General features: G+C 33.2%; 5 protein-coding genes. All 5 read left to right on the top strand.

Translation table 11 applies throughout. The annotated features are described in order from the left end of the window. Positions 1-121: 121 nt before the first annotated feature. Positions 122-583 carry a hypothetical protein gene (locus FN809_RS17595; RefSeq protein ID WP_142534857.1) on the top strand — a complete coding sequence of 154 codons (462 nt, stop codon included), beginning with the start codon at positions 122-124 and terminating at the stop codon, positions 581-583. Continuing rightward, entirely contained in the window at positions 576-1,061 is a 486-nt protein-coding gene (locus FN809_RS17590; RefSeq protein ID WP_142534856.1) for a hypothetical protein, read from the top strand. The genes FN809_RS17595 and FN809_RS17590 overlap by 8 nt, the downstream gene beginning before the upstream one ends. A gap of 254 nt (positions 1,062-1,315) precedes the next feature. Then, entirely contained in the window at positions 1,316-2,386 is a 1,071-nt protein-coding gene (locus FN809_RS17585) for a transglutaminase-like domain-containing protein (RefSeq protein WP_142534855.1), read from the top strand. A 219-nt stretch (positions 2,387-2,605) separates the two neighbouring features. After that, on the top strand, positions 2,606-2,962 hold the full coding sequence (locus tag FN809_RS17580; RefSeq protein ID WP_142534854.1) for a type II toxin-antitoxin system RelE/ParE family toxin: 357 nt from the start codon (positions 2,606-2,608) through the stop codon (positions 2,960-2,962). Next, the gene (locus FN809_RS17575; protein ID WP_142534853.1) at positions 2,952-3,242 is read left to right on the top strand and encodes a helix-turn-helix domain-containing protein; all 291 of its coding nucleotides are present in this window, start codon (positions 2,952-2,954) and stop codon (positions 3,240-3,242) included. Before FN809_RS17580 ends, FN809_RS17575 begins: the two co-directional genes overlap by 11 nt. Positions 3,243-3,472: the final 230 nt, after the last annotated feature.

Here is a 3,472-nt window from a genome sequence, read left to right as displayed (position 1 = left end):
GGCTTTTAATCGGAGTGTTGTAATTTTAATAAACATATCATTAACTTGAAAATTATGCACTTCGGAATGTCCAACGCCACATACACTCAACGTTGTGCCGCATGCCAGAAACGATACTACAATGTTTGAATCACCATACATAAAGATAAATGAACATGGTATTGACTTGATAAAGAATTACCAAGTTGATATGCATATTGAATATCGGGAGATTAATACGATTTTATTCAAAAAAGGGCATTTGATAAACAACTGGATTTTTTCTCTTATTCTTTCCTTATTGTTAACTGGATTCTCTTTCGTTTGGGGATTAAAATCAACAATGACATTTGATATCCATAGTATTCCTACCTCACATGTTAGGACGTATATCGCATTTCGATTGATTATACCGTGGTTATTATTCATTGGTGGTTCGATTTGGATATATATAGCTACAAAGCATAGCCCTGTGATTACTATCAATACAAATCATAAAAAATACAAAGTCGCTTTGAAAGAATTCAAGGATAATGAGACCTTAAACGACTTGATTGACTTTCTTGCAGAAAGAGTTGACTTGAAAAGAGAATATAATGATTAAGAGATTATTTAAATATTTACCAATAATTGAAATTGTATTAGGAGCAATCTTGCTAACCCATGAAATTTTTCAATTCAATAAACTTCCAAGTATTCATGACAATTTATACGGTGGACTTGTCGATTTTTTCAAATACAAAGAGGACTCTTATGGATTAATGCTATTATATTCAGTATTGTTACTTGCAGGACTATTAGGTTTAAAAAACGAAAGATTAAAATGGTTGACAAACTGGTCTTTATTAATTATCATTCTAGGATTAGTAATTGTGCCATTCATCGTGATCATTTTCCAGAAAGAAATTCTAGCAATAATAACTGGATTTATCGTTTTTGGATTTTTATACTTGATAATTCATTTAAGCAAGACAGATTTATTTCGTAGACTTGCGATTACAAATAAGAATAAACTGATTTCAATATTTCTTGGATTATTTATAATAATAGGATTTTGGATAATTGAATTAAAACTAACATGATAAAGCACGACGGCACAACAATGTATAAAAAACATAAGTGGCTCAGTGGCTTACGGAATATTTGCGCATTTAATCAGCTCTGCCAAATCTGCGATTTGACGGTTTGTTTTAAAACTCTAAATTTGTGTCTAATCGCAAATTTGGCTCAGTGCAAATTGACAGGTAAGTGCTTCGAAATCACTTACGTTTCTTATACCAACCGTTAGCAAGCATTAGAAATCAAGACAATAAATAACTATCGAATAAGTATTAAAATGACTGAAAAAATAATAATTGAGTGTCCAAAATGTTCAAAGAAAGTTAGAGTTCCAGTTGGAAAGCATATCAAATTTGTTTGTCCTTCATGTTCAGAAGAATTAGAATATGATGACCGCAATGTAAATGAAAAACAAGCCGATTCTGAATCAAGTGAAAATATGAAAAAACCAAAAGAAAGAATTGGGTTTGTAGGACATATTATTTTAATTCTTTTATCCTTAATAATAGCAACACCTTTGATTGTGGGCTATTACCAGTATCTTATGTGGATACCAATAAATTCGATAGAAATTAGGATGATTTTAATTGCATTTTTATTTGCATTTTCGCTTTATATCCTATTGTTTAAATTTAGAAATATTGCTTTAGGTTTAATGATTTTTTTACTTCTAAAGATGGGCTATAATCAATATTTTAATAAAAAGGGGTTGACGTATGAAAAAGCTTTTAGGAGTTATGTGGCATTAGTTGAAAAGAAATTTGAGAATAATCCTAATCTCATAAAAGACGTTGAGAATGCAATCGTTTTAAGTGTGGAAAGTGATATTGTTAGTTCGGTAGATTACAATAGCACAGAGGTTAAACAATTTTCTAACCAAGCTTCAATAAAATATTTTTCGGAAAATGACGACAGACTTTTTCGTGAATATGGTAATATAGTAAGATATTTCTCTGTTTTTAAAACGATTAATGGAGCATGGCAATATGTATCTGACCCAGTAGATACGGAGCATTATGCAAAGGCCTCTGAAAGTTTGAAATCTATGGCAGGAGATTGTGATGACCACTCGATATTAATGGCTGCATGTATAAAAGCCGTAGGAGGTCAAAGTCGCATTGTTTGGGTTAAAGGTCATGCTTTTCCCATTGTATTAGTGGCTAATGACAAATATGAATTCAACATAAAAGTCAAGCCTATCTTACATGAGTTATTCACCGATATTTATGATGATAACTTTGGTGTAGTCCAGAACGAAGAAGGTATTTGGTTAAGCTTTGATTATACAAAGAAATATCCAGGAGGACCATTTCTTGAAAAAGAGGTAATAAAACTAATTAAAATATAATAACGCTTGCTAACATTTTGTATAAGTAATGGCAGGCAAAGCACTAGATATCAAGGTTTGTATCCCGCTCAAACTGCGTAGCGGTTTGACAGGAAACTACCACGCAATCTGCCACTACTCATACAATTCACCGTTGTAAAACATACCAAGAAAATTCCGCCATCCAATTTAACCTTTCCAAATTTTGAGGTCAGTAACTTTTAAGTTACCTTTGTGTGGATGGAAAAAGTCAGACAAGTAATTCAGTACAAACATTATTTCGAGGAATTCTTGCTCGCACAACCGTCCAAAGTGCAAGACAAGATATTTAAGGTCATTGAAATAATCGAATTGTATCAACATGTGCCTAAAAAGTATCTGTCGCCAATGACGGGCTATAAGGGGCTTTTTGAAGCTCGCATTAAATTAGGCTCTGACATTTGGCGCGTGTTCTGTTTTTTCGACGAGGGAAAACTCGTAGTCCTACTCAACGGATTTGTAAAGAAAACCCAAAAGACACCCAAAAGGCACATCGAAAAGGCAATGCGTCTAAAGAATGAATATTTCGAAGAAAAAAACAAACGCAATGGAAACTAAAAGTTGGAAAGAAATAAAGGACACCGTTTACGGAAAAAAAGGAACGGAACGCAGGGATGAACTCGAAAGGGATTTTGAATCATTTAAAATCGGACTGCTCTTGCGAAACGCTCGGGAAGAAAAAAAATTGACTCAAGAACAACTCGGTAATTTAATTGACAAAAAGCGGACCTATATCTCACGTGTGGAAAATAATGGTAGTAATCTGACTTTAAAAACGTTGTTCGACATCGTTGAAAAAGGACTTGGCGGAAAAGTCAACATATCGATTGAAGTTTAGAATAAGGTACGTTTTACAACAATGTACAAAAATAATAGCCGAGGCAGCCGTAATTTCGAGGGTTGTAGCCCGCATCAGCTTTTCTGTGGCTTGAAAGGTTTGAAGTCCACAATCGGCTACTATTCTTGTACCAAACGTTGGCGTGCATTGTGAAAAAAAGCTTCTGAGAAAAGGCCTTTGTATTTACAACTTGTGTAAAATTTCGATTTAAATTTTTGTAAAGTTATTTA

Source organism: Saccharicrinis carchari (genome assembly GCF_900182605.1).
GTDB classification, from domain to species: Bacteria; Bacteroidota; Bacteroidia; order Bacteroidales; family Marinilabiliaceae; genus Saccharicrinis; species Saccharicrinis carchari.
Note: the sequence above shows the minus strand (reverse complement) of the source record. Positions and strands in the feature narration are given on the sequence as shown.